Source organism: Paracoccus pacificus, from assembly GCF_042680785.1.
In the GTDB taxonomy this organism is placed as follows: domain Bacteria; phylum Pseudomonadota; class Alphaproteobacteria; order Rhodobacterales; family Rhodobacteraceae; genus Paracoccus; species Paracoccus pacificus.
This window is the reverse complement of sequence record NZ_JBHUEN010000003.1, coordinates 56,441-78,673: the sequence shown is the minus strand read 5'-3', so window position 1 is coordinate 78,673 and position 22,233 is coordinate 56,441. Positions and strand designations below refer to the sequence as shown.

General features: G+C 65.4%; 24 protein-coding genes. 7 read left to right on the top strand and 17 right to left on the bottom strand.

Annotated elements, in window-relative coordinates; all coding sequences use genetic code 11:
- Positions 1-7 precede the first annotated feature (7 nt).
- From ACFSCT_RS00510 to ACFSCT_RS00500, 3 genes are read left to right on the top strand one after another with little or no spacing between them, the layout of a single operon-like run.
- The gene (locus ACFSCT_RS00510) at positions 8-1,087 is read left to right on the top strand and encodes an ABC transporter ATP-binding protein (RefSeq protein ID WP_379139334.1); all 1,080 of its coding nucleotides are present in this window, start codon (positions 8-10) and stop codon (positions 1,085-1,087) included.
- Positions 1,084-1,932, top strand: coding sequence for an ABC transporter permease (locus ACFSCT_RS00505; RefSeq protein ID WP_379139333.1), 849 nt, complete (start codon positions 1,084-1,086; stop codon positions 1,930-1,932). The genes ACFSCT_RS00510 and ACFSCT_RS00505 overlap by 4 nt, the downstream gene beginning before the upstream one ends.
- Positions 1,933-1,943: 11 nt before the next feature.
- Positions 1,944-2,738 carry an ABC transporter permease gene (locus tag ACFSCT_RS00500; protein WP_379139332.1) on the top strand — a complete coding sequence of 265 codons (795 nt, stop codon included), beginning with the start codon at positions 1,944-1,946 and terminating at the stop codon, positions 2,736-2,738.
- 59 nt (positions 2,739-2,797) lie between these two features.
- Here ACFSCT_RS00500 and ACFSCT_RS00495 read toward each other — a convergent pair whose 3' ends face one another.
- Genes ACFSCT_RS00495 through ACFSCT_RS00480 form a run of 4 tightly spaced genes read right to left on the bottom strand, consistent with a single transcriptional unit; the run spans position 2,798 to position 7,002 of the window.
- Positions 2,798-4,072, bottom strand: a complete 1,275-nt coding sequence (locus tag ACFSCT_RS00495) for a TRAP transporter large permease (protein WP_379139331.1) — start codon at positions 4,070-4,072, stop codon at positions 2,798-2,800.
- 12 nt (positions 4,073-4,084) lie between these two features.
- Complete coding sequence (locus ACFSCT_RS00490; protein ID WP_379139330.1) at positions 4,085-4,594, bottom strand: TRAP transporter small permease; 510 nt, start codon at positions 4,592-4,594, stop codon at positions 4,085-4,087.
- 18 nt (positions 4,595-4,612) lie between these two features.
- The gene (locus ACFSCT_RS00485) at positions 4,613-5,605 is read right to left on the bottom strand and encodes a TRAP transporter substrate-binding protein (protein ID WP_379139329.1); all 993 of its coding nucleotides are present in this window, start codon (positions 5,603-5,605) and stop codon (positions 4,613-4,615) included.
- A 20-nt stretch (positions 5,606-5,625) separates the two neighbouring features.
- Complete coding sequence (locus ACFSCT_RS00480; RefSeq protein ID WP_379139328.1) at positions 5,626-7,002, bottom strand: amidase; 1,377 nt, start codon at positions 7,000-7,002, stop codon at positions 5,626-5,628.
- 305 nt (positions 7,003-7,307) lie between these two features.
- Between ACFSCT_RS00480 and ACFSCT_RS00475 the strand changes: the two genes are divergently transcribed.
- Positions 7,308-7,796 (top strand): RidA family protein, encoded by a 489-nt coding sequence (locus ACFSCT_RS00475; protein WP_379139327.1) that lies wholly within the window; start codon positions 7,308-7,310, stop codon positions 7,794-7,796.
- 14 nt (positions 7,797-7,810) lie between these two features.
- Here ACFSCT_RS00475 and ACFSCT_RS00470 read toward each other — a convergent pair whose 3' ends face one another.
- The 5 genes from ACFSCT_RS00470 to pyk form a co-directional block, all read right to left on the bottom strand.
- The gene (locus ACFSCT_RS00470) at positions 7,811-8,755 is read right to left on the bottom strand and encodes a LysR family transcriptional regulator (RefSeq protein ID WP_379139326.1); all 945 of its coding nucleotides are present in this window, start codon (positions 8,753-8,755) and stop codon (positions 7,811-7,813) included.
- A gap of 169 nt (positions 8,756-8,924) precedes the next feature.
- Entirely contained in the window at positions 8,925-9,284 is a 360-nt protein-coding gene (gene rplT, locus ACFSCT_RS00465) for a 50S ribosomal protein L20 (RefSeq protein ID WP_379139325.1), read from the bottom strand.
- 15 nt (positions 9,285-9,299) lie between these two features.
- Positions 9,300-9,500, bottom strand: a complete 201-nt coding sequence (gene rpmI / locus ACFSCT_RS00460; RefSeq protein ID WP_379139324.1) for a 50S ribosomal protein L35 — start codon at positions 9,498-9,500, stop codon at positions 9,300-9,302.
- A gap of 108 nt (positions 9,501-9,608) precedes the next feature.
- Entirely contained in the window at positions 9,609-9,947 is a 339-nt protein-coding gene (locus ACFSCT_RS00455; protein ID WP_379139323.1) for a hypothetical protein, read from the bottom strand.
- 39 nt (positions 9,948-9,986) lie between these two features.
- Positions 9,987-11,432: a pyruvate kinase gene (pyk, locus tag ACFSCT_RS00450; protein WP_379139322.1), complete on the bottom strand. Its 1,446-nt coding sequence runs from the start codon at positions 11,430-11,432 to the stop codon at positions 9,987-9,989.
- A gap of 111 nt (positions 11,433-11,543) precedes the next feature.
- Between pyk and ACFSCT_RS00445 the strand changes: the two genes are divergently transcribed.
- On the top strand, positions 11,544-12,284 hold the full coding sequence (locus tag ACFSCT_RS00445) for an N-formylglutamate amidohydrolase (RefSeq protein WP_379139321.1): 741 nt from the start codon (positions 11,544-11,546) through the stop codon (positions 12,282-12,284).
- Here ACFSCT_RS00445 and ACFSCT_RS00440 read toward each other — a convergent pair.
- Positions 12,281-13,219, bottom strand: coding sequence for an alpha/beta fold hydrolase (locus ACFSCT_RS00440; RefSeq protein ID WP_379139320.1), 939 nt, complete (start codon positions 13,217-13,219; stop codon positions 12,281-12,283). The genes ACFSCT_RS00445 and ACFSCT_RS00440 overlap by 4 nt on opposite strands.
- The gene (locus ACFSCT_RS00435) at positions 13,216-14,076 is read right to left on the bottom strand and encodes a D-amino-acid transaminase (protein ID WP_379139319.1); all 861 of its coding nucleotides are present in this window, start codon (positions 14,074-14,076) and stop codon (positions 13,216-13,218) included. The genes ACFSCT_RS00440 and ACFSCT_RS00435 overlap by 4 nt, the downstream gene beginning before the upstream one ends.
- 456 nt (positions 14,077-14,532) lie before the next feature.
- On the opposite strand from ACFSCT_RS00435, the gene ACFSCT_RS00430 reads away from it, so the two are divergent.
- Both ACFSCT_RS00430 and ACFSCT_RS00425 read left to right on the top strand, forming a co-directional pair.
- Positions 14,533-15,489, top strand: a complete 957-nt coding sequence (locus tag ACFSCT_RS00430) for an acetyl-CoA carboxylase carboxyltransferase subunit alpha (protein WP_379139318.1) — start codon at positions 14,533-14,535, stop codon at positions 15,487-15,489.
- Positions 15,489-15,803 carry a DMT family transporter gene (locus tag ACFSCT_RS00425; protein WP_379139317.1) on the top strand — a complete coding sequence of 105 codons (315 nt, stop codon included), beginning with the start codon at positions 15,489-15,491 and terminating at the stop codon, positions 15,801-15,803. Before ACFSCT_RS00430 ends, ACFSCT_RS00425 begins: the two co-directional genes overlap by 1 nt.
- 333 nt (positions 15,804-16,136) lie before the next feature.
- Here ACFSCT_RS00425 and ACFSCT_RS00420 read toward each other — a convergent pair whose 3' ends face one another.
- The 6 genes from ACFSCT_RS00420 to argH are packed head-to-tail and all read right to left on the bottom strand — an operon-like array spanning position 16,137 to position 22,230.
- The gene (locus ACFSCT_RS00420) at positions 16,137-16,349 is read right to left on the bottom strand and encodes a DUF4175 family protein (protein WP_379139316.1); all 213 of its coding nucleotides are present in this window, start codon (positions 16,347-16,349) and stop codon (positions 16,137-16,139) included.
- 17 nt (positions 16,350-16,366) lie between these two features.
- A complete protein-coding gene (locus ACFSCT_RS00415; RefSeq protein ID WP_379139315.1) occupies positions 16,367-19,135 on the bottom strand; it encodes a DUF4175 domain-containing protein in 2,769 nt (922 codons plus the stop codon).
- A complete protein-coding gene (gene lysA, locus ACFSCT_RS00410) occupies positions 19,132-20,397 on the bottom strand; it encodes a diaminopimelate decarboxylase (RefSeq protein WP_379139314.1) in 1,266 nt (421 codons plus the stop codon). The genes ACFSCT_RS00415 and lysA overlap by 4 nt, the downstream gene beginning before the upstream one ends.
- Entirely contained in the window at positions 20,397-20,642 is a 246-nt protein-coding gene (locus ACFSCT_RS00405) for a DUF2834 domain-containing protein (protein ID WP_379139470.1), read from the bottom strand. The genes lysA and ACFSCT_RS00405 overlap by 1 nt, the downstream gene beginning before the upstream one ends.
- 5 nt (positions 20,643-20,647) lie before the next feature.
- On the bottom strand, positions 20,648-20,812 hold the full coding sequence (locus tag ACFSCT_RS00400) for a hypothetical protein (RefSeq protein WP_379139313.1): 165 nt from the start codon (positions 20,810-20,812) through the stop codon (positions 20,648-20,650).
- Positions 20,794-22,230 (bottom strand): argininosuccinate lyase, encoded by a 1,437-nt coding sequence (gene argH / locus ACFSCT_RS00395; RefSeq protein ID WP_379139312.1) that lies wholly within the window; start codon positions 22,228-22,230, stop codon positions 20,794-20,796. Before argH ends, ACFSCT_RS00400 begins: the two co-directional genes overlap by 19 nt.
- Positions 22,231-22,233: the final 3 nt, after the last annotated feature.

Below are 22,233 nucleotides of genomic sequence, written 5' to 3'. Positions count from 1 at the left end.
GGGCGACATGCAGGACCACGCCGCCCGCCAGCCCCATCTGCGTCTTGCCGGACTGAACAAGAGCTTCGGGGCGACCGAAGTCATCCCCGGCATCGACCTTGACGTCGATCAGGGCGAGATGATCGCGCTGCTTGGTCCCTCGGGCTGCGGGAAAACCACCACGCTGCGCATGATCGCCGGCCTGATCGCCCCTTCGGGCGGTCAGATCGTGGTCGACGGGCAGGACATCACCACGCGCCCGGTCCATGATCGCGACATGGGCATGGTGTTTCAAAGCTATGCGCTGTTTCCGCACATGACCGTGGCCGAGAACGTGGCCTTCGGGCTGGAGATGCGGCACATGGGACGCGAGGATATCCGCGCCCGGGTGGCGGCCGCGCTTGACATGGTGCAGATGGGGCATCTGGCCGAACGGCGGCCGCGGGAACTGTCGGGCGGCCAGCAACAGCGCGTGGCGCTGGCCCGGGCGCTGGTCATACAACCCTCGATCCTGCTGTTGGACGAACCGCTTTCCAATCTTGACGCCAAGTTGCGGGACGAGATGCGCGAACAGATCCGCAGCCTGCAACAGCAGATCGGCATCACCGCGCTGTTCGTGACCCATGATCAGGTCGAGGCGCTCAGCATGTGCGACCGCATCGTGGTGCTGAACAAGGGCCGGATCGAACAGGTCGGAACGCCGGGCGAGATCTATGAACATCCCGCCACGCCCTTCGTGGCCGATTTCGTCGGCCGCTCGAACCGGCTTGGGGCCGAGGTGACGGACAAGCGGCGGCTGACCGTCTCGGGTCAGGACGCGGGGCCGACCGATCTGCCGCCCGGGCAGTCCGATCTGCGCATCCGCCCGCACCGTACCTTTCTTTTGCCGGACGGCGCGACCCCGACCGACTTTGTCCTGACCGGCACCCTGAAACGGACCAGCTTCATCGGCGATCTGATCGAAATTCACGTCGACGTCGGCGGGCAGGACGTCGTGATCGAACAATCGACCCGCAAGGACCACCCGACCCCGCCCCCCGGCGCCTCTGTGCGGATCGGCTGGAATGCCGGCGACATGATCGGTTTTCGCGGCGAGGACCGGGCATGACCGGCCGCAGCCTGCGCAGGGGCGAGCTTGCCGTCGCCCTTTTGCTGCCCATCGCGCTGGTCAATGCGGTCGGATTCATCCTGCCGGTTCTTAATCTCGCGCGCATGTCGCTTAACCGCGCTTTGCCCGGCGGCGGGGTTGAAACGGCGCTGACCTGGGAAAACTGGACCGCGCTTGCCGGAGACCGGTTTTATCTGTCGCTGATCGGCAATTCGGTCGCTGTCAGTCTTGGCATCACGCTGACCACGCTGATCCTGTCCTATCCGATCGCGCTTTACCTGTACCGGGCCAGCGGCCGCTGGCGCACCTTTCTGACCGTGCTGGTGATCTCACCGCTGCTGACTTCGGCCGTGGTGCGCACCTATGGCTGGATCGCCATTCTTGCCGATAACGGTCCGGTCGTGTCGGTGCTGAAAGCGTGGGGCATCACCCCGCCCCGGCTGATGTTCAACATCAACGGCGTCTTCATCGGCCTGACCGAGATCCTGATGCCCTACATGATCCTTGCGCTGCTGGCCGGTTTCGGGCGGCTCGATCCCCGGGTCGAGGAAGCCGCCCGCACGCTTGGCGCCAGCCCTTGGCAAACCTTTCGGCGGGTCATCCTGCCGTTGACCCTGCCGGGGATCGCACTTGGATGTCTGTTGTGCTTCGTGCTGGCGGTGTCGTCCTTCATCACGCCCAAGCTGATGGGCGGGGGCCGGGTGTTTCTGCTGGCGACCGAGATCTACGATCAGGCCATCGTCACGCTGAACTGGCCGTTGGCGGCCACCTTGTCGATGCTGATCCTGGTCATATTCGGGGCCGCGCTCTGGGCCTATTCGATCGTTCTGCGGCGGCTGGACTAAAGGGGCGGATGATGGAGATTCACAAGACCTCACCCGGCATGAAACTGTTGGTATTCGTGCTGTTTCTGTATCTGCTGGCGCCGGTGATTCTGGTGTTCCCGATCTCGTTTTCGGGCGATTCCGTGCTGCGCTTTCCCCCGACAAGCTGGTCGACCCGCTGGTACGCGGCCTTGTTGCAGAACAAGGGCATCATGTCGGCCTTCTGGACCAGCCTGTGGCTGGCCACCATCGTCACCGTCCTGTCGCTGGTGATCGGCATACCGGCGGCATGGGCGATGACGCGGCTGCGCTTCGCCGGGCGCGAGGCGCTGTTCAGCCTGTTCACCGCGCCGCTTTTGCTGCCGACCATCGTGTTGGGGCTGGCGATCCTGATCGTCTTTGCCGGTTACGGGCTGCTGGCGACGATACCGGGGCTTATCATCGCCCATCTGGTCGTCACCCTGCCCTATGCGCTGCGGGTGCTGGCGGTATCGCTGCAAGGCACCGATCGCTCGGTCGAGGAAGTGGCGCGCACACTGGGCGCCAGACCGCTGACCGTGTTCCGCCGGGTCACGCTGCCGATGATGATGCCGGGCATCGTCGCGGCGACCGCGCTGGCCTTTCTGGTGTCCTTTGACGAGGTGGTGATCACCCTGTTCCTGACCGGCCCGCGCCTGACCACGCTTCCGGTCGAGCTTTACAACTATGTCGCAGTCCGGGCCGATCCGCTGGTCGCGGCGGCCTCGGTCCTGCTGATCCTGCTGACGCTGGCCATCGTGATGATCGTCGAACGCACCATGGGGCTGGGCAAGACCTTCGTCCGGTAATACCGACGACACGGCCGGGCGGCCCCGACTGGCCGCCCATTCCTTTCCAGCGCCGCCGCCTAGTACAGCATCCGCGGCAACAGCAGGCTGAGCTGCGGCACATAGGTCAGGATCAACAGCGCCACGATCATCAGCAGAATGGTCGGAAGTGCGGCGCGGAACACCTCGAACAGGGTCATCTTGGCCACCCCCATCGCCACGAACAGGTTCAGGCCGACCGGCGGGGTCAGCATGCCGACCGACAGGTTGACCAGCATGATGATCCCGAAATGCACCGGGTCGACGCCGACCTGGGCCGCGATGGGCTGCATCAGCGGGGCAAGGATGATGATCGCCGAGGCGCTGTCCAGAAAACAGCCCGCGACCAGCAGCAGAATGTTGAACAAGAGCATGATCAGGAAGGGCGAATCGGTCGAGGACAGGACCTGCGAGGCGATCTGCGACGGCGTCCCGGTCGAGGCCAGAAGCCACGAAAACGCCGATGCCCCGGCGGTGATCAGCAGAAGCGGCCCGGACAGCAGCGCCGTTCCCTTCAGGATCGTCAGCGTGTCCTTCATCCCGATCGTGCGATAGATCAGCGCCCCGACGATCCAGCCGTAAAGACAGGCGGTGGCGGCGGATTCCGTGGGCGTGAACACCCCCGAATAGATCCCGCCCAGCAGAATGACCGGCAGGCCAAGCCCCCATGCCGCCCGTTTGAACGCGGTCAGAATGCCGCCCAGGGTCGGAAACGGATCGCGGGCATAGCCTTTGCGGATCGAATACCAGGTCGAATAGGCAATCAGCATGCTGCCGATCAGAATGGCGGGGATAAGCCCGGCAGCAAACAGCATCCCGACCGAGGTCGAGGTGACCGAACCATAAATGATCAGCGCGATCGACGGCGGCACGATCGGGCCAAGCGTGCCCGCCGTGGTGATCAGCCCGATCGAGAAGAATCTGTCATAGCCCGCCGCCACCATGGCCGGATACATGATCGAACCGATGGCGATCACCGTGGCCGGGCTTGACCCCGAGATCGACCCGAACAACAGACAGGCCAGCACGGTCGCCGCCGCCAAGCCCCCCGGCAGCCAGCCGATCAGGACCCGCGCCAGACCGATCAGCCGTTCGGACAGGCCGCCGATTCGCATCAACTCGGCCGCCAGAATGAAATAGGGGATCGACATCAGCGAGAAGTTGTTCATCCCCGAGAACATGCGCATCGGCACGATCATCGGGTCGATATTGCCCCAGATGCCGAGCGCCAGCGTCACCGCCAGCGCCAGCGACGCGAAGATCGGCAAACCAAAGATCAGCAGGCCGAAAAAGACCGGAAGCAAAGCGGTGATCATATCGGGATTCCCTCAGGCGTTCTTGATGCCGACATCGGGCGCGACATAATCGCGACCAGCCAGAAGCTCGCGCAGGATAAGAAGATAGCGCAGCGCCATGAACACACCGCTGACCGGGATGATGGCATAGACCAGCCCGACCGGGATACGCATCGCCGATGAAAGCTGGTTCATCTGAACGGTGTTATAGGCCAGCCTGCCGCCGTACCAGATCATCGCCGCCGCGAACAACAGGCCCAGAAACACCGCGACATAGTGCAGGACCCGCTCCATCCGCGGCGAGACGAAGGCATAGGCCGCCTCGACACTGATATGGGCGGCATAGCGCACCCCCATGCTGGCGGTCAGAAAGCTCATCGCGATCAGCGAATACAGGATCAGCTCTTCCGACCAGTAAAGCGAGTTGTTGAAGACATAGCGGGCCGCCACCTGAATGACGGCCACAAGCGTGGCGACGAGCATGAGGATGGTAACCAGAAAGCCTTCGATCCGATCGACAACGCGATTCAGCCACAGGATCATGCTCGTCTCTCCCTTCTGTCAGCCTTTGGCCGCGGCGATGGCCTTGTCGAGGATTTCGGGGGTGACCTTGGCCCGGAACTCTTCATAGATCGGTTCGGACGCCTTGATGAAGGCCGCGCGGCCTTCGGGCGTGAGTTCCTGAATCTCGATCTGGTCCTTGATCTCCTCAAGGATCTTGGCCTCGTCCTCGGCGGTGTACTGCCGCGCCGCGTCGCGGCCGACCACCATGGCGTCCGCGACCACCTTTTTCAGATCGTCGGGCAGGCTGTCCCATGCGGCCTTGTTCATCACCGCCGCATAGGTGTGATAGGCATGGCCGGTCAGGGTCATGAATTTCTGCACCTCGTAGAACTTCATCGAATAGATGTTGGCCAGCGGGTTCTCCTGCCCTTCGACGACACCTTGCTGAAGCCCGTTGTAAACCTCGGTATAGGCCATGGCGGTCGGGTTCGCGCCATAAGCGCGATAGGTGGCCAGAATCGTCGGCGCCTGAAGCGTGCGCATCTTGATGCCCTTCAGATCGTCCGGCCCGTTGATGGGGCGGATGTTGTTGGTCATGTGGCGGAAACCGGCGCCCCACATATTGATGCCATGCAGGTTGTTCGCCTCGAGCGTGGTCAAAAGCTCGGCCCCGACCTCACCGTCCAGAACCCGCATCATCGCCTCGTTGTCGGGCATCAGGAACGGCAGGTCGTAAAGATACATTTTTTCATTGAAATTCGCCAGGTTGCCGGTCGGCGGAATGGCGAAATGCACCAGACCCATCTGGGTCTGCTCGATGATTTCCACATCGCCGCCAAGCTGGGCGGCGGGCCGGATCTGAATCTCGATACGGCCATTCGAGTTCTTCTCGACCTCTTCCTTGAACTTCACCGCCGCGCGGGCGTTCGGCGTGTCCTCGGTCAGCACATGGGCGAAGGTAAAGGTGAACTCGGCGGCTGCGGCGGGCAGCGCCGCCACCGCAGCGGCAGAGGCGGTGGCAACCATAAGGGTTCGGCGGGAAATCTTCATTCTTGCTTCTCCACTGTTGATTATGCGGTAAGGGGTGGCCGCCCGAGCAGCGCGGCCCCGGTGCCGATGGCGCGTTCGATGGCAAGTGCTGCGGTGATCAGACGTTCTTCCTGCATCGGCGGTGCGATCAGCATCATGCCGATGGGCATGCCGTTCCGGTCCAGACCGACCGGCAGGGTGATGGCGCAAAGACCCAGCAGGTTGACGATCGCAGGGTTGCGCAGAACCGCCAGATTGGCGGCGGCATAGCCGTCGGGCGTGGTCAGCGCCGACAGTTCGGGCGGGCTGATCGCGACGGTTGCGCAGGCCAGTATGTCATGACCCGCGAAGTCACTGGCCGCCGTCCGGGCCGCCATGTCGGCAAAGGTGAATTTACGGCGGATATAATCCGCCGCCGACAGATCCTTTGCCCCGTCGATCCTCGCGCGCACGGTGGGGTCCAGCCGGGCGATCCGCTCGGGCAGGAATTCCTGCATGAAGCCCGCAAGCTCGGGTGCCGCAAGCCCGCCCTTGCGCAGCAATGCGATCGCCGCATCCGACCGGGACAGCGTCGCGGGCCGAAGCCGCGCCCCCCGCGTTTCCAAGGTGCCAAGCGTGCCGGTGATGGCGGCGGCAATATCGTCATCGACGCCTTCGGCGGCAATCCCCTCCAACACGCCGATCCCCAGCCCGGAAAGTTCAGCGACACCGGCGATCGCCGGCCGCAGCGGATCAAGCGCGTTGAATGCGTAGCGGATATCCTCGACCGTGCGGCACAGGATGCCCGGCGTATCGAATGAGGGCGACAGGGGCACAATCCCGTCCAGCGACCAGCGGCCATGGGTGATCTTCAGGCCGACATTGCCGGTGACCGATGCCGGTATCCTGACCGAACCGGCCGTGTCCGTGCCGAACGCCAGAACCGCTGACCCCTCCAGCAGCGACACCCCGGCGCCCGAGCTGGAGCCGCCGGGCACGCGGCCGCCATCGCCCCAAGGGTTGCGCGGCGGTCCCCAATGCGGGTTGGTGCCCAGACCGCCGAAAGCCATCTCGACGGTGTGCGTCTTGCCCATGACCACGCCCAACTGATCCAGAAGGCCCGCCATGACCGGACCGGCGCGCTGCCAATCCGGGTCAAACGCCGCATCGGTTCCGGCAAAGACCGGAAGCCCCGGGACCCCGTAAAGATCCTTGACCGAGCAGGGCATACCCATCAGCGGGCCGGCATCGTAACCGGCGGCAATCAGACCGTCGACATGCGCCGCCGTCTTGGCGGCATCCGCGCCATTCCAGGTCTTGTAGGCGCCAAGACCCCCCGCCTGATGGTTGGCGATCGCCAATTCGACGACCGCACGGACGGTCGTCTGCCCGTCCCGGAACCGGGTGGCGAGATCCTGAAGCGAGGGCAGATCATTCATTATGGCAGCATCCTGATTTTGTCTCAGCTTACGGCCTCGGCCTGACCGATCAAGCGCGGCGATCTGGGCGGTCCGCCTGTGCGCCGCGACCCCCGGACCCGGTCGGACACGGCATGAAAGGTCTCAACATGATGATTTCACGTTATTTTATTTCTCATCATGTATCTCTAATGCATGATTATGAGTTATGTCGCAAAAATGGCAAAGCATCGTTGCAGAAAGCGGAACACCTTGCCGGCTGGCCGTCTGATAGGGATTGCAGGGTAAATGCCCCGGATTCGGGCACCCCAGAAGAGAAGATTCATATGACCGGGAAACTGGAAACCCGCCTTGCCCGGATGGGCATCACCCTACCCCGGCCACCGAAAGCGATCGGGAATTATCTGCCCGGTGTGGTTGTCGGGAATATCCTCTATCTCTCGGGCACTTTGGGCACGGTGCCCGATGCCAACGACGACGATATCCTGCCCTACAAGGGCAAGGTTGGCGCCGAGTTGACCATTGAACAGGGGTATCAATCCGCCCGACTGATGGCGATCAACCATCTCGCGTTGATGAAGGCGGCGCTTGGCGGTGATCTGGACCGGGTGAAGCGGATCGTGAAGATGGTCGGCTATGTCAGTTGCGCCGCGGATTTCCTGGAACCGCACCGGGTGCTGAACGGCGCCTCTGATCTTTACGTCGAACTGCTGGGCCCCGAACACGGGAAACACGCCCGCGCGGCCTTGACCCAGCATGTGCTGGGGCTGGACGCGCCGGTCGAGGCCGAACTGACCGTCGAGCTTCATCGCTAGGCTGAAAGTCACCGCTAGCTACAGCGGTATGACGGCACCGATTGCAGCAGTTTCCGGTCGGCCTCGATCGCCGGGGCGATACCGGCCAGAATTTTGGCCAGAAGCGCCTCGACCTGCCGGCTGCGCGGCCGGCCCTTGTGGACCACCACCGACACGAACCGGTAATCGAATTCCCGCAAGCCGGTGTCGATGGGCACCAACAGCCCGTGTTCAACCTCGAACCGGGCGGCCTGAAGCGGCATGAAGGTGATCAGGTCGCTTTCGATCGCCGCGTGGATCAGCGCCTGAAGCTGGTTGGCGAAAAGCGCCGGGGCGACGCGCCGGCCACGGTTTTCATAAGCGGCATCGACCAGCCGCCGGATGCCGAACGTCTTGTCGGGCAGCGCGCAATCGGTGGCCATCAGCTCTGCAAGCGAGATCGGCCCGGACAGCAGCGGATGACCCGGCCGCGCAAAGGCCAGCAAAGGCTGCTGCCAGCGGGCGACGGTTTCGACGCCGGGGTTCGAGAAATGATCATAAACAAAGCCGATATCGGCCGCGTAATCCTCGATCGCGGTCAGCACCACGTTGCGGCCGGCAGCGACCAGATGAACGGAGGTTTCGGGGAATTCGGTCCGGAACGCGGCGATCAGCGGGATCAGAAACTCTTTGGTGACCCCCTCGACGCTGTGGATGTTGATGATCCCCGCCCCACCCGGATCGTTCTGCGCCAGCCGAAGTTCCAGATCGGCCATCTGCTGCATCACGCCGCGGGCCATGTCGAGGAACATGTCGCCCGCCGGGGTCAGCACCACGCCATTCGCGCGGCGCTCGAACAGGGTTGCGCCAAAGGCCTGCTCCAGCCGCGCGATGTGCCGGCTGATGGCCGAGACGGCCTCGCCAGTGCTGTCCGCCGCCCGCCGCATCGAGCCGAGCCGGGCGACCAGCGCGAATTTCTCCATATCCTCGAACGAAAACATCGGCTTGCGGATGGCGAAACTCCTGCTTCTGCGGCTGCCCGATTCGATCAGTACCGACCCCGCGGCCAAGGTCAATGCGTGCCGGTCACCACCGGCTTCCCCGCAGGTTCACACAAAAAAACCCGCGCTTTCGCGCGGGCTTTTCCAAGTCGAGCTGCGGGGCCCGAAATCAGGCGGCGGCTTTGGCCTGCGCCACGATCGCGCCGAAGGCGTCGGGCTCGTGCACGGCCAGATCGGCCAGAACCTTGCGATCGACTTCGATCCCGGCTTTCGACAGCGCGGCGATGAAGCGCGAATAGGTCATTTCCGCATCAACCGCGCGGACGGCGGCGTTGATCCGCTGAATCCACAGGGCGCGGAAGTTGCGCTTGCGGGCCTTGCGGTCGCGGGTGGCATACTGGTTCGCCTTGTCGACGGCCTGGGTGGCGGTGCGGAAGTTGCGCGAACGGTTGCCGTAATAGCCTTTCGCCGCGTCAAGAACCTTCTTGTGGCGGGCGTGGGTGACCTTGCCGGATTTTACACGTGACATGTCTCGGTTCCTCGATCAGCGGTTATAGGGCATGTATTTCTTGACGATTTTGGCATCCGAGTCGGACAGGATCATGGTCCCCGTCACTTCGCGGATGAACTTCGTCGAGCGTTTGATCATACCGTGGCGCTTACCCGCCGGGCCGGCCTTGATCTTGCCCGAAGCCGTCACCGAGAACCGCTTTTTCGCGGCCGATTTGGTCTTCATCTTCGGCATTTTCATCTCCTTGAGGTCAGAGTGAACGTGCGACTCGGCAATGCCATTTCGGCCGGCCGCACGGGTGGAAGCGCGCCCTATACAGGCGCGCGGGCGTGTTGGCAAGGGTTACTGGCCGGACGGCGTGCCCGTGCTGGTTCCCGTGGTGGTCCCCGTCGTGGTTCCCGTCGCGGGTGCGGTCACAGCCGGATCGGCCGCCGGCGCCGGGGTCGATATCGGGGAATCCGCAGCATCGCCGCCGCCGACGACCCGTTCCCACGATTGCTTGAACGATTCCAGACCAAAGGGCCGCTGATCCATCCACGCACCGGCGAACATCACGATGATGCCCAGCACGAAAACGATCGCCGCACCGCGCGGCGGCTGTGTCTGCACAAGCGCGATGACCGCCAGTGGCAGCGAAATGGCGCAAAGCGCGACGCCCAGCAGCAGCAGAATATCGGTCACGACGGTCCCCTTGTTCGACCTGATGTTTTCGGTTCCGACTTATTCCGGGTCGGTGCGGAAAATCAAGCGCTCGTCACAGGGCGCGACACGCAGAATGTTGGTCGAGCCCGACACGTTGAACGGGACCCCCGCCATCACCGCGATAAGCTGCGTCTCGTCGGCAAAGCCGAAGACACGGGCGGCGCGGGCGGCACTGACCACGGCTTCCTTGAAGCGGTGAAGCTCGGGCACCAGAACGCAATGCGCGCCCCAGGTCAGGCACATGCGGCGCAGGACCTTTTCGACCGAGGTCATCGCAAGGATCGGCACGCGCGGGCGTTCCCGGGCGATCAGGCTGACTGTGGTCCCGGATTGGGTGAAGGCGCAGATCGCGTTGATGTCGGTTGTCTCGGCGATCTCGCGGGCGGCGGCGACGACCGCATCGGCGACGGTCTGCCGCTTGGCCACGCGCGAGCTTTCGATGACCTCGCGATAGGTCGGATCGCTTTCCACCGACTGCGCGACGCTGTCCATCGTCATCACCGCCTCGACCGGATAATTCCCGGCGGCCGATTCGGCCGACAGCATGACCGCATCCGCGCCCTCGTAGATGGCCGTCGCCACGTCGCTGACCTCGGCGCGGGTGGGCATCGGGCTTTCGATCATCGATTCCAGCATCTGGGTGGCGACGATCACCGGCTTGGCCGCCGCGCGGCAGGCGCGGACCAGACGTTTCTGGATCGGCGGGACCGAGTGAACCGGCAGCTCGACGCCCAGATCTCCGCGCGCGACCATGATCCCGTCGGACACGGCGAGGATTTCGGCGAACGCGCGGACCGCGGCGGGTTTTTCGATCTTGGACAGGATGGCCGCGCGCCCCCGGGCCAGTTCGCGCGCCTCGATCACATCCTCGGGACGCTGGACGAAGGACAGCGCCAGCCAGTCAACGCCGAGTTCGCAGGCGAACTCCAGATCGGCGCGGTCCTTGGCCGACAGCGCCGCAAGCGGCAGCACGACATCCGGCACGTTGACGCCCTTGCGGTCCGAAATCATCCCGCCGGCGGTCACCGTGCAATCGGCGAAATCGGGCCCGTAATTGTCGACCCGCAGCCGCACCTTGCCGTCGTTGACCAGCAGCTCCGCCCCCGGTTCAAGCGCGGCGAAAATCTCGGGATGCGGCAGTTGCACGCGGTCGGAACTGCCCGGCGCGGCGTCCAGATCAAAGCGGAACTTGGCCCCGTCGACCAGATCATGGGGCCCGTCGCCAAAGGCGCCGACCCGCAGCTTCGGCCCCTGAAGATCGGCGAGGATGGCGATGGGTCGGCCGGTATCGGCCTCGATCTGGCGGATCAGGCGGTGACGCGCGCGCTGTTCGTCATGGGTGCCATGAGACATGTTCAGCCGGAACACATCCGCACCGGCCTCGAACAATTTCCTGATGATGTCGTAATCGCTCGAGGCGGGGCCAAGCGTTGCAACGATCTTGACATTGCGGTGGCGTCTCATGCCGTCATCTCCGATATGTTTGCGCTATCTATGGCGGAAAGACGGCCGCGCGGCAACTGGCGGATCACGTTTTGCCGGTTTACACCTTGCAGGAAAATGCATGGCGGTAGGATGACAGAAGGTTTTTTTTCGATCGAGGGCGAAGATCGTCCGTCCCGCTGGCTGATCACCTGCGACCATGCGTCGAACCGGGTGCCCGAGTGGATCGGCGGGGGCAGTCTTGGCCTGCCGGCCGAGGATATGGCCCGCCACATCGCCTATGACGTCGGCGCGGCGGGCGTCACGCGCGAACTGGCGCGGCTGATGGAGGCACCGGCGATCCTGTCGGATTTCTCGCGGCTGGTGATCGACCCGAACCGGGGTGAGGATGATCCGACACTGGTCATGCGGCTGTATGACGGCACCATCGTGCCGGCAAACCGCGACGTGACCGATCAGAAGATCGGGGAACGGCTGGACCGCCTGTATCGCCCCTATCACGCCGGTTACGCCCGTCTGGCGGCCGCGCGGCCCGACCGGGCGATCTGCGCCATCCACAGCTTTACCCCGCAATTGCGGGGCCGTCCGCCGCGCCCGTGGCAGGTCGGCGTGCTGTTCTCGCATCTGGACGAGCGGCTGGCGCATCCGCTGATCAGGGCGTGCCGGGATGCCGGTTGGGTGACGGGCGAGAACGAGCCCTATGCGGGTCATCTGGACGGCGACTCGATCGACCGACATGCGCTGCGATACGGCCGCCCGAATGTGCTGATCGAGTTGCGCAATGATCTGATCGGCACCCCGCAGGGTCAGCGTGAATGGGCCGCCAATCTGGCGCCGATCCTGTCGCGTCTGCTTGCCGATACCGGGCTTTAGCCGGCCCCGGCCGAGGCCAGATCCCGGATCGCCCCGGTGATCAGCGCGGGGCGCGTCACCGGCAGCATGTGCCCGCCACCCGGTACGAGGTGCAGACGCGCCCGGGGCATCCGCGCCGCAAGCGCGACCGCCTGATCCCGGGGGTCCAATATGCGATCCTCGGACCCGTGCATCAATGTCAGCGGAACCGTCAGCGCGGGAAGATCGCCGGCCAGTCCGGGCATGTCGTCCAGCACGATCACCAGATCGCGGGCGATACCCGCCAATGCCTTGGTGGTTCCGGATTTCGCGCCAAGACCCCGCCACAGGAACGCCAGCGGCATAGGCTCGGGTCCGAATGAGGCGGCAAGCACCGCCGGCGCCGCAATCGCGCCTCCGGGCAGGCCAAAACCGCGCAAGGCGACCTGGCGGGCGACGGCCGAACGGGCCAGCAGCCGCGAAAGCGGGCCGATACGTCCCGGCGGCTCTGGCTGAACCAGTCCGCCGACGGTCATCACGCCGCCGACCAGATCCGGTCGGTCCAGCGCCAGCCGCAGCGCGACCGCGCCGCCCAGCGAATGCCCGATAACCAGCGCCGGCCGGTCCGTAGTGCTCCGCAGAACCGCGGCGGCCAATATCGCTTGCGCATCGACATGCGCCTGCTCGGGCGGGGCGGGGTCGGAATCACCCGCGGCCGCGCGGTCATAGGCGATGACGCGAAACCCGGGCGCCACCAGTTCGTCGATCAGCGCGTAGAAATTGCCAAGCTGGCCGCCAAGGCCGTGGATCAGAAGCACCGGCGGTCCATCGCCCCGGGTCAGCACGTGAATGTTCCGGCCGCCGACCCTGACCAGACGCCCCGGCCTTGGGATAACGCGCGGCAGCACATAATCCGCCAGCGCCGTGGCCGCCACTGACGCAACGACCACGCGGGCCAGAAACCGGCCCAGACTCAAACGGCGGCCTTGCGCATTTCGTCCAGATAAACCTCGCGCAGACGCGCGGCGACGCGACCCGGGCGACCATCGCCAAGCGGCACGCCGTCGATTTCCACCACCGGCATCACGAAGGTCGAGGCCGAGGTGACAAACGCCTCATCGGCCTCGCGCGCCTCGTCGGGGGTGAAGCTGCGCTCCTCGACCTGCATCTGCGCCTCGCGCGCGAAACGCAGCACGGCGGCGCGGGTGATGCCGTGCAGGATGTCATGGGACAGATCGCGGGTGATGATTTTGCCGTCCTTGACGATATAGGCGTTGTTGCTGGTGCCCTCGGTCACCTTGCCGTCCTGGACCAGCCACGCATCATCGGCACCCCGCGCCTTGGCCTCCATCTTGGCCATCGAGGGATAGAGCAATTGAACCGTCTTGATGTCGCGGCGCCCCCAGCGGATGTCGTCGATCGTCACCACCTTAAGGCCGGTCCGCGCCTGCGGGATGTCGGCCATGCCGGGCTTTGACTGGGTGAACAGGACCACGGTCTGCGGGGTGTCGGCCGGCGGATAGACGAAATCGCGGTCGCCGGGGTTGCCACGGGTCACCTGCAGATAGACCATGCCGTCGGTGATCCCATTTTTGTCGACCAGCTGGCGATGCACATCAAGCCATTCGGCTTCGGACAGCGGGTCCGGCATGCCAAGCGCGGTCAAGGACCGGTTCAGCCGCGCCAGATGGCCGCCAAAGTCGATCAGCTTGCCGTCCAGCACGCTGGTCACCTCATAGACGCCATCGGCCATCAGAAATCCGCGATCAAATATCGAGACCTTCGCCTCATCCTCGGGCAGATATTCCCCGTTGACGTAAACCGTCCGCGCCATTGTGGCCCCCGTTTTTTGCTCAAGCCTCGCGGTGATCGGATCAATCGCGCGGCAGGTCAAGCGGCCTGTCGTGCAATTCGCCGGCGTATTATGGCGATACGCCGGGCGGAACGGCTGCTTCATGGTTGACTCGGCGCCCGGAAATCAGCCAAAAGTGATCGCGTATCAGGCTTATGTGATCACGGTCTGATCAGATGGCATACTCGGGCGGCCCGATGCGGGGAGGCATCCGCCGCCGATCGAGGGAGGGGGCCGGCCCCGCGTGCGGAAAGCGCGCGGGGCCGGTTCATTCAGATGCCCCAGTTTGCTCTACCCCGGTTCGCCCGCGAATGACGGCCACGCAAGAACCGGGATGGCTTGGGTCGCGCCCCGGTTTCGGAAATTCGGGCGGGCTGAAAGTTGCAATTCCCTGCATCCCGGCTCATATGGTCAGCGAAGCCCGGACCGGAGTATCTGATGACCTATCTCGAGTTTGAAAAGCCGCTGGCCGATATCGAGGCGAAAGCGGACGAACTGCGCGCGATGGGCCGCCAGAACGACGGGATGGATGTCGAGAAAGAGGCGAAGGCGCTGGACCGAAAGGCCGGCGACATGCTGAACGAACTTTATCGCAACCTCGACCCGTGGCAAAAGACGCAGGTCGCGCGCCATCCCGAACGGCCGCATTGCCGCGACTATATCGACGCGCTTTTCACCGAATACACCCCGCTGGCCGGCGACCGTGCCTTTGGCGACGATCACGCCGTCATGGGCGGTCTGGCCCGTTTTCGCGATCAGCCGGTGGTGGTGATCGGCCATGAAAAGGGCGACGATACCAAGACCCGCATCCTGCATAATTTCGGCATGGCCCGCCCCGAGGGTTATCGCAAGGCGATCCGGCTGATGGACATGGCCGACCGCTTTGGCCTGCCGGTGATCACCCTTGTCGATACGCCCGGCGCCTATCCGGGCAAGGGCGCCGAAGAGCGTGGCCAAAGCGAGGCCATCGCCCGTTCGACCGAAAAATGCCTTCAGGTCGGCGTTCCGCTGATCTCGGTCATCATCGGCGAGGGCGGATCGGGCGGCGCAGTCGCGTTTGCCACCGCCAATCGCATCGTCATGCTGGAACATTCGATCTATTCGGTGATCTCGCCCGAAGGTTGCGCCTCGATCCTGTGGAAGGACGCCGAAAAAATGCGCGAGGCGGCGTCGGCGCTGCGCCTGACCGCGCAGGATCTGATGAAACTGGGCGTGATCGACCGCATCATTCCTGAACCCGCGGGCGGCGCGCAGCGCAACCGCCAGAAGACGATAGAGTCCGTCGGTGACGAAATCGCCTCGCTGCTGAAGGGGCTGAGCGGCAAGAAACGCACCGAGCTGATCCGGGACCGGCGCGAGAAATTCCTGAACATGGGCTCGAAAGGTCTGAGCTGATGGGTGCCTGGAGTATTCTGGCGCTGGCCGGACTGCTTGAGGTGGTCTGGGCCATCGCGCTGAAGCAATCCGCCGGTTTTTCGCGGCTTGGACCGACCATCGTCACCGCGGTCGGGGCGTTTGCCAGCTTCTGGTTGCTGGCGGTGGCGATGAAATCGCTGCCGGTCGGAACCGCTTATGCGGTCTGGACCGGCATCGGCGCGCTTGGCGTGGCGTTTCTGGGCATCATCTGGTTCGGGGAAGCGATCACGCCGCTGCGAATCGCCGGCATCGCGCTGATCGTCTGTGGCATCGCCGCATTGAAATTCGGCTGAGCCGCGCCCCGGGGACACCCGCGCGCCAAACCATCGTCAATCGCCCAAGATGCCGCAGTTGCCGGGCCGTCAGAGCCGGAAACGCGCCTCGCCTGCGCTTGTCGATTTATCACCCGACCGGGTTGTGGAGATGACGGCGCGTGCGGCGGTTGGGTGGCTAATCGTCTGAGGCGTTCCGATCGCCATGTCCACATGCGTAGAGCGGCGGGCAGTGTTATGCGCCTGCCCCAAGGGATCGCCCGAGGTGATCTGATTGCCGTTCCCCGTCGAATCGCGCCCCAGCGGATCGCGTGAGCGGTCGGGCCGGTCCAGCGCCCGCCGGCCCCAATCGGGCTAGAACCGATCCAGCAGGCGGCGCAGATAGTTGCGTTCATCCTCGGGGCGGGACTGCTGTCCGGACCGGCGTCGTATCTCATCCAGCAGGTCGCGGGACCGGGCGGCGAAGTCCGGCGCCTGCCCCAAGGGATCGCCCGAGGTGATCTGATTGCCGTTCCCCGTCGAATCGCGCCCCAGCGGATCGCGTGAGCGGTCGGGCCGGTCCAGCACCCGCCGGGCCGATCAGGCTAGAACCGATCCAGCAGGCGGCGCAGATAGTTGCGCTCATCCTCTGGGCGGGACTGCTGTCCGGACCGGCGCCGGATCTCGTCCAACAAGTCGCGGGACCGGGCGGCGAAGTCCGGCGCCTGACCCAAGGGATCGCCCGAGGTGATCTGATTGCCGTTCCCCGTCGAGTCACGCCCCAGCGGATCGCGTGAGCGGTCGGGCCGGTCCAGCGCCCGCCGGCCCCGGTCGCTTTCCTGAGCGCCGCCTTGGCCGTCCTGACCCTGCTGGCCGCTTTGTTGCTGATCCTGCTGCTGGTCCCGGCCGGCCTGCTGATCGCCCAGCGCCCGCATGCCTTCGCGCAGCGCCTCGATCGCGTCGGCCTGCCGGTCCATCGCCATGCCCTGATCGTTCTGGCGCAAAGCCTCTTCGGCCTCTTCCATGGCGCGGCCGGCGCGGTCGAGGAAATCGCGGGCCGCATCGCCGCCCGGCGTGCCGCCACCGGGCAACAACCCGCGCTGCTGGCCCAGTCTTTCGCGCAACTGCCGCTGACGATCGGCAAGGCTGCCCTGTGCCTGACCTTGGCCGGGGCCCTGGCTTTGACTTTGGCCCTGCCCTTGGCCCTGACTCTGCCCCTGACTCTGGCCCTGACCCTCGGTGCCTTGCCCCTGCTGCTGACCCGCGCCCGGGGTCTGGCCGTCGCCCTGCTGGCCCTGACCGTCCTGCGGCTGGCCATCCTGCCCTTCACCCGAGGGCTGGCCCTGCTGCTGGCCCCACTGGCCGTAGCTATCCTGAAGCTGTTTCAGCGCCTCGTCGGAAAGCTGCTGCTGCTGGCGCAGGGTATCGGCCAGTTCGCCCATCGTGCCGCCCTGCTTGCCGCCCTGACCACCGGGGACCTGCGTGACGCGCAGGTTCTGCATCATGCGGTTGAACTGGTCCAGCAATTCCTGCGCCTCGGCCATGCGGCCCTCGTTCATCAGGCGCTGGATCTCGTCCATCATCTGCTGGATCTGGTCGCCGGTGATCGTCTGGGTCGGCTGGTTGCGGGTGAAGCGTTCCGAAGGGTCCTGCTGGCCCTGTTGCGCCAGCATGTCGGTATAGGCGTCGGTCGCGGATTTCAGCTCGTCCATGAGGCGCTGGATTTCCTCGGGGCTGGCGCCGTTGCGGATCGCCTCGGACAGCTTTTCCTGCGCCCGCTGCATCCGGTCCAGCGCATCGGCAAGGCCGCCATCCTCCAGCTTGACGGCCTGATCCCACAGGATGCGGGCCAGATCATCGCGCGATTTCTCGTCCAGCGCGCCGGATTCCAGCCGGCCTATCACGCCCTGCAGCGCGGTGCCGACCTGCGGATCAAGGTCCGTGTCGGTCTGCCACAGCATCGCCCGCAGCACCTGCGCATCGCGGGCGGCGTTCTGTCGGGACCACAACAGGTCGCGGCGCATTTCGATCACCGCGGCGGCCATCGGATCAAAGAACCGCCGCCCGGGAAGGTCCATCTGCATCGGCGTGGTGGTCCCCGCCTGATCCAGCCCGTCCTTGGCGGTCAGCGATATCTTGACCGGCAGGTTGGCCCATGCGTGCTGGGACAGGTCGGCGGCAAGCGTGGCCTGAACCTCGCGCCGTCCGGCGCCACCGGGGATCGGCAGTTTCAGAACCACCTCGGGCCTTGGTTCGGGGTCGGTGGCAAGCCCATAGCGGCGATCGACCGCCGGCAGGTCCAGCGTGATCCGCGCCTCGCCCGACATGACGCCGTTATCATCGGTGACCGAGAACGGCTGCACCAGACGGCCATCGGGCCGGCGGGTCGGCGCCTGACCCAAGGTCACTACCGGCGCGTCATCGGGGGTGACGATGATGTCAAAGCTGCGCCCGGCGACGGTCAGATTTCCCGACTGCTCGGCGGTGAAGCCGGGCGCGGCGGGATCGGGTGCGGGCGTCGCGGTGCCGATCGACTGGCTGACCTCGACCGAGGGCGCATAAAGCCGCAGACTGATCGTGCTGCCCTTTGGCAGGGTCAGCGGCTGATCGTCGGGCTGGGTGTTCAGATAGATGGTCGGGCGGCGGGTATAGGCCGGCGGCTCGGCCCAGCCTTCCCAGACCGGGCCGGTCGGGATCGGCGTCGGCGGCCGCGCGGTCGGCCGCAATGTGCCGGCGAGCGCGGAAACCCCCTGCCCCATCTGCGCCGAAGCCCCGAAGATCAGCGCCATGACCAGCGCGACGACCGCCGCCAGCCGCAGCGCATAGGGGTCGCGCCGGGCAAGATCGGCATCGGGCGGGATGGCGCGGGCGGCCGCCGCGGCGGCCTGCATCTGGGCGATATGGGCGCGCCACAACGCGGCGCTGCCGGCGTCTCCGGCACCGACGGCGATCGCGTCGTTGATGGCCGAAAGCGGCCGCCCGGGCAGCGCCGCATCGACGCGCGCCCGCGCCGCCGCGCGGCTGGGGGCGCGGAACCGGTGAACGCCCCAGGCGAGCGCCAGCGCCGGCACCGCCACGAACGCCGCCAGAAGCCACGGCATCAGCACGGCCGGGGCGGCGCTGACGCCGCCAAAGGCCAGCAGCGCCAGAATGGCGACGATCACGATGAACAGCGGCAGAAAGGCCCGTGCGCCGCGTTCCCACCACATGCCAAGCCGGGTCAGCCCAGTGGCGCGGCGGGCCTGCAGGGGATCGACCTCGAAATCGCTATCAACATCACCGGCAATATCATCGGCGAAATCGCCGTCATCCGGCCCGATCGGGCCGGGTGCCGCGTCCTCGGGTTCGTGTCGCCGCCAGATGGGTCGGGTCAAAGCCATTCCGGAATGGTATCGCGCGACAGAATCTGGTCAATCGTTGGTCGCGCCCGAATGACGGCGAATTGATCCCCGCGCACCAGAACCTCGGGCACCAGCGGGCGGGTGTTGTATTCCGAGGCCATGACCGCCCCATATGCCCCGGCCGAGCGGAATGCCACCAGATCGCCTGCCTGCATTTCGGGCAGTTCCACGCCCTTGCTGAAGGTGTCGCCGGTTTCACAGACCGGGCCGACCACGTCATAGGCGTGCACCTCGGCCCCCGGCACCGATTCGCGCAGCGGCACGATGTCGTGATGGGCGCCGTACATGGCCGGGCGCAGCAGGTCGTTCATCGCCGCGTCGAGGATCAGGAAATCGCGGCCCTCGCCGTGTTTGACATAGATCACCTGTGACAGCAGCACGCCGGCATTGCCGACGATGTTGCGGCCGGGCTCGATTTCGATCTGGCAGCCCAGATCGCCCACCGTCTCGCGGATGACCTGCCCGTATTCCAGCGGAAGCGGCGGGGCGCTGTTGTCGCGGCGATAGGGGATGCCAAGGCCGCCGCCCAGATCCAGACGGGTGATGCTGTGGCCATCGCTGCGCAACGCGCGGGTCAGGTCGGCGACTTTCGCATAGGCCTGACGATAGGGGTCGAGATCGGTCAACTGACTGCCGATATGCACGTCGACGCCGACGACGCTCAGTCCCGGCAGGGTCGCGGCGCGGGCATAAACCTCGCGCGCGCGGGCGATGGGAATGCCGAATTTGTTTTCCGATTTGCCGGTGGCGATCTTTTCGTGGGTCTTGGCGTCCACGTCGGGGTTCACGCGCACCGCGATCGGGACCGTAGCCCCCATGCCGGCGGCAAGCGCCGACAGAATTTCCATCTCGGGCTCTGATTCGATGTTGAACTGCCGGATGCCACCCGCGATCGCCTGCGCCATCTCGTCGGCGGTCTTGCCGACACCGGAAAAGACGATGCGGTCGCCGGGCACGCCGGCGGCACGGGCGCGCGCGTATTCGCCACCCGATACCACATCCATGCCGGCGCCGAGATCGCCCATCAGCTTCAGCACGGCCAGATTGGAATTCGCCTTGACCGCATAGCAGATCAGATGATCGGCCCAGTCCAGCGCCTTCTGGAACTGCCCGAAATGGCGGGTCAACGTGGCGGCCGAGTAGACATAGACCGGCGTACCCACCGCTTCCGCGATCCGGGTCAGATCGACGTCCTCGGCGAAAAGCCGGCCGTCGCGATAGTTGAAATGATCCATCACATCACCTTGCGCGCGCGCAAAAACAGATACAGCGGCAGGCCGCAGCCGACGCCCAGAAAAGCCGTGGCAGGCAGCACGATCAGCGCCAGCCAGTTGCGCCGCACCGAGGTTTCCACCAGCACCCAGACCGCCAGCACGGCCGCCGCGACGATCCCGTCCGGTCCAAAGCCCTCGGCATAAATCAGATGCAGCGCGGCCCCGACGACCGCGGCGGCCAGCCAGACCAGGCGCAGGGGCGTCAGCTGCGTCAAAGCCTTCCCGTCACGCCGATCTGCGCCTCGCCCGAGACGGTGGCACCCGGGGCGGCGACACCGGGCGGCGGCGCCGGGCGCAAGGGCGCGCCATCGACGCCGCATCCGGCGAGTATCGAAAGACCCAGCATCGCCGCCAGAACTAGCCCTTTTCGTGCCATTTCGCGGTCCTTTCCCGCCATCCGGCGATCTGTGCACGCACCTGATCGGGTGCGGTTCCGCCGTAGCTTTGCCGCGAGGCGACGGAATTGTGTACCCCCAGAACCGAATAGACCGACTGGTCGATGGCCGGGTGGCCGGTCTGCATCTCGGTCAGGGTCAGATCGGGCAGATCGCAGCCCTTTTTCTCGGCCAGCGCGACCAGTGCGCCGGTGACGTGATGCGCCTCGCGGAAAGGCAGCCCGGCCTCGCGCACCAGCCAGTCGGCCAGATCGGTCGCGGTCGAGAACCCGGCCCCCGCCGCGGCCTCCAGCTTTTCGCGGTTGGCGGTCAGATCGGACAGCATCCCGGTCATCGCGGCCAAGGCCAGCATCAGCGTATCGGCGGCGTCAAACACCTGTTCCTTGTCTTCCTGCATGTCCTTGGAATAGGCCAGCGGCAGCCCCTTCATCACCGTGAACAGCGCCACCGTCGCGCCAAGGATGCGACCGATTTTGGCCCGCAACAGCTCGGCCGCGTCGGGGTTGCGCTTTTGCGGCATGATGCTGGAGCCGGTGGACCATTTGTCCGACATGGTAACAAAGCGGAACTGAGCCGAGGACCAGATCACCAGCTCTTCGGCCAAACGCGACAGGTGCATCGCGCAAATGGCGCTTGCCGACAGGAATTCCAGCGCGAAATCCCGGTCGCTGACCGCGTCGAGGCTGTTGGCCATGGGCCGGTCGAAGCCCAGCGCCTGCGCGGTCGCGTGTCGGTCGATGGCAAAGCCGGTTCCGGCCAGCGCGGCGGCGCCAAGGGGTGATTCGTTCATCCGCGCCCGCGCATCCTGAAAACGCGACAGATCGCGGCCGAACATTTCGACATAGGCCATCATGTGATGGCCCCATGTCACCGGCTGGGCGGTCTGAAGATGGGTAAAGCCCGGCATCACCCAATCCGCGCCGCGCTCGCCCTGGGCCAGCGCCGCCGTGATCAGCGCCTGCAGACCGGTGATCGCCGCGTCGCACTGATCCCGCACCCAAAGCCGGAAGTCGGTCGCCACCTGATCGTTGCGCGACCGCGCGGTATGCAGACGGCCGGCCGGCGCGCCGATCAGATCCTTCAGCCGCGATTCCACATTCATGTGAATATCTTCCAGCGCCTCGCTGAACGGGAAATTCCCGGCCTCGATCTCTGACAATACGGTGAGCAGACCTTCACGGATCGCCTCTGCATCGTTAGTGCTGATGATGCCTTGTGCCGCCAGCATGGCGGCATGGGCCCGGCTGCCCCGGATGTCCTGGGCGTAGAGCCGCCGGTCGAAACCGATCGAGGCGTTGATCGCCGTCATGATCGCATCCGGCCCGGCGGCAAAGCGCCCGCCCCACATCGCATTGGCGGTCTGGGGCACGCTGTCGGGGGTCTTGGGCCGGTCGGTCATTCG